The sequence below is a fragment of the Nocardia sp. NPDC060220 genome, assembly GCF_042727815.1.
Taxonomy (GTDB): Bacteria; Actinomycetota; Actinomycetes; order Mycobacteriales; family Mycobacteriaceae; genus Nocardia.
Window position 1 is genome coordinate 1 of sequence record NZ_JBHWZY010000851.1, and the last position, 2,873, is coordinate 2,873.

Genomic DNA, 2,873 nt, shown 5'->3' on the forward strand with positions numbered 1-2,873 from the left:
GAGCACACCATCCGACCAGCTCGACCCCGTGCTCGACATCGACGAGTTGACGGTGAGTTTCGGCGACCGGACGGTTGTCGACCGGGTGAGCTTGCGGGTTCGCCGGGGTGAAGTCGTCGCCCTCGTCGGGGAGTCCGGCTCGGGCAAGTCGCTCACCGCGCGTTCGGTGCTCGGGCTGCTGCCGGAGACCGCGCGCGCAGGCGGGTCGATCCGGCTCGCGGGCACACAGGTCGTCGGGGCCGCCGAATCGGTGTTGCGGGACCTGCGGGGAACCAAGGCCGCCATGGTCTTTCAGGAACCGCAGACCGCGCTGAACCCGGTGCAGAAGATCGGCACCCAGATCGCGCAGGCGCTGCGCGCGCACGGCGTGACCGACAAGGCCGCCGCGCGAACCCGCGCGATCGAACTGCTGACGGCCGTGGACATTCCGGAGCCGGACAAGCGCCTCGACTGGTACCCGCATCAGCTCTCCGGCGGGCAGAAACAGCGCGTGGTCATCGCGCTCGCCCTGTCCGGGGAGCCCGCACTGCTCATCGCCGACGAACCGACCACCGCACTCGATGTCACCGTGCAGGCCGAGATCCTCGCACTGCTGCGCACCCTGCAACGTCAGCGCGGGACGGCGATCCTGTTCATCACCCACAACCTCGGGGTGGTCGCGGAGATCGCCGACCGGGTCGTGGTGATGCGCGAGGGGCGGGTGGTCGAAGAGCAGACGGTGTTCGGGTTGTTCGCCGAACCGGGCGAGGACTACACACGGACGCTGCTGGCGGCGGTGCCGCGGTTGCCCGCGGTGTCGTCGCGAGAGGGAGATCCGGAACCTGTAGCCGATGTGGATGGTGAGAATCGGGTTGCCGCAGGGAATGCCGAGGTCAGCGAGGCTGCAGGCGATGTCGATGTAAGCGCCGGTGCCGGTGCGACGGGTGACGGTCGGTCGACGGTTCGGCGTGCCGCCGCGGACAACGGCGAAGCTGGTGAGGTTGCCGATGGGGTCGACGCGTCCGATCGCGTCGATCCCGAGACGGAGGCTCTCGCGGACGAACCGGATGACAACGCCACGGCAGAACCTTCGGAACGCGGTGTTCGCCGGATCCTGCGGCGGGTCGTCGTGCGTGGGCCTGCCGTCGTCGCGGAAAAGGGTGGCGGGCGAGGGGAATCCGAATACCGCGACGTGCTCCGGATCGACGATCTGTCGGTGGTGTACCCGGGCCGCCACGGCGGTGCGTCTTTCCCCGCGCTACAGGATATTTCGATCACTCTCGGGCCCCGTGAAGTCCTCGGACTGGTCGGTGAGTCCGGGTCGGGCAAGAGCACGCTGGGGCGCACTGCGCTCGGGCTCGTCCCTGCGACCTCGGGACGGGTTGAGCTGCAGGGTGTTCCGTTGGCCAGATTGTCGCGGCGCGAACTGCGTGGACTGCGCAAGCATGTCGCGCTGGTGCATCAGGATGTGAGTGCCTCCCTCGATCCGCGACGCACTGTCGCCGACTCGATCGGCGAACCGTTACAGGTGCATCGGGCCGCATCGGGGACTCTGTTGCAGGCCAAGGTCGAGAACCTGCTCGAATCGGTGCGACTACCGAGGGATTACGCGCGGCGCAGGCCGGGGGAGTTGTCCGGCGGGCAGCGTCAGCGGGTGGCGCTGGCTCGCGCGCTGGCCTTGGCGCCGCGCCTGCTGGTGGCCGATGAGCCGACCAGCGCGCTCGATGTGTCGGTGCAGGCGCAGGTGCTCGACCTCTTCGCCGACCTCCGTGCCGAGTACGGCTTCGCCAGCTTGTTCATCAGTCACGATCTGGCCGTGGTGCACCAGGTCGCCGACCGGGTTGTGGTGCTGCGGCAGGGCCGGATCGTCGAAACCGGCGAGGCGCGCGCGGTATTCGCCGCACCGGCTCAGGAGTACACCCGCCGCCTGGTCGACGCGGTACCCGTTCCCGATCCGTCGACGGCTCGGCGTGGGCGGGACGGATCCGGGGCAGGCGCGCTACTGAGCATCGGGGCATGACGTGGACGAGCCGCCGGTAGCGATACCGGCGGCTCGTCGACACACGTATTTCAGTGATGGCCGGGGCGGCGCTGTTCACGCCGATCGTCCTGGCCTGCTCGCGTCATCCCTTGCGAGTCCTGCCCCTGCTCCTGCCGCTGCTCCTGCTGCTGGCGCGGCATCTGCTTGGGCATTTTCTTCGGTGCTTTTTTAGACTTGTCAGCCATCTCCACACGGTCCTTTCCGAGGGATAAGTGATTAAGCCTTCAACGCACTGTCCGACGCAATCCACCTCGCGTGCGGGGCGTCCCACGCCTGACCCGTCCAACAATAAGCACCATTACGGCGCGAGGATAGACCTGCGGCAAAAATAGGTTTCTGACCTGTGTGAATGCGGCGTGTCAAGCATGTGCGGGCGTGCTCCGGCCAATTAATCCGGACTTCGCCGTTCTGTGACAATGCGAGAATTGCGGCGAGTGCGCGAGATTCGACCTCGGCCATTGTCAGGAGTCGCGGTCAGGAGGGGAGGGGGATGAATTCGACGATCGAGCCGTCGGTGGCATTCGGGGGGACGATGACCAGGCCGTCGCGGTCGATCAGGCCGGCCAGGTGGGCGGTGCGGACTGTGGGGTCGCCGAGCCAGCCGCCGTCGGGGGCGTAGCGGGCGGGGGTGATGCGCTGGACCGGGGCGGTGATGTCGGCGGCGTTGTGGAGCGAGCCGAGGATTCTTCGGGGGAGGGGGGAGCCGGTGCGGGCGGCGACGATCGCGGGGGTGAGGGCGAGGAGGACGGCGATGGCGGCGAAAGGGTTGCCGGGAAGGCCGAGGACGGTCTGGCCGGTGGGGAGTTCGGCGACGACGGTGGAACCGCCTGGGCGCAGGGCGAGTCGGGGAACC

The 2,873-nt window shown here is 68.3% G+C and carries 2 protein-coding genes and 1 pseudogene; 1 reads left to right on the forward strand and 2 read right to left on the reverse strand.

The window, feature by feature from the left end:
• A partial coding sequence (locus tag ACFWF3_RS30670) for a dipeptide ABC transporter ATP-binding protein (protein WP_379317192.1) occupies positions 1-1,999 on the forward strand: 1,999 nt, incomplete at its 5' end.
• Between the two features lie 50 nt (positions 2,000-2,049).
• On the opposite strand, the gene ACFWF3_RS30675 is transcribed toward ACFWF3_RS30670, so the two are convergent.
• Positions 2,050-2,205 (reverse strand): hypothetical protein, encoded by a 156-nt coding sequence (locus ACFWF3_RS30675; RefSeq protein WP_156677410.1) that lies wholly within the window; start codon positions 2,203-2,205, stop codon positions 2,050-2,052.
• A 289-nt stretch (positions 2,206-2,494) separates the two neighbouring features.
• A pseudogene (locus ACFWF3_RS30680) lies at positions 2,495-2,873 on the reverse strand (molybdenum cofactor biosynthesis protein); the annotation flags it as partial.

Bases quoted from the DNA above. Each gene is read 5' to 3' on its own strand.
- ACFWF3_RS30675 (WP_156677410.1), bottom strand. From the start codon at position 2,205: ATGGCTGACAAGTCTAAAAAAGCACCGAAGAAAATGCCCAAGCAGATG.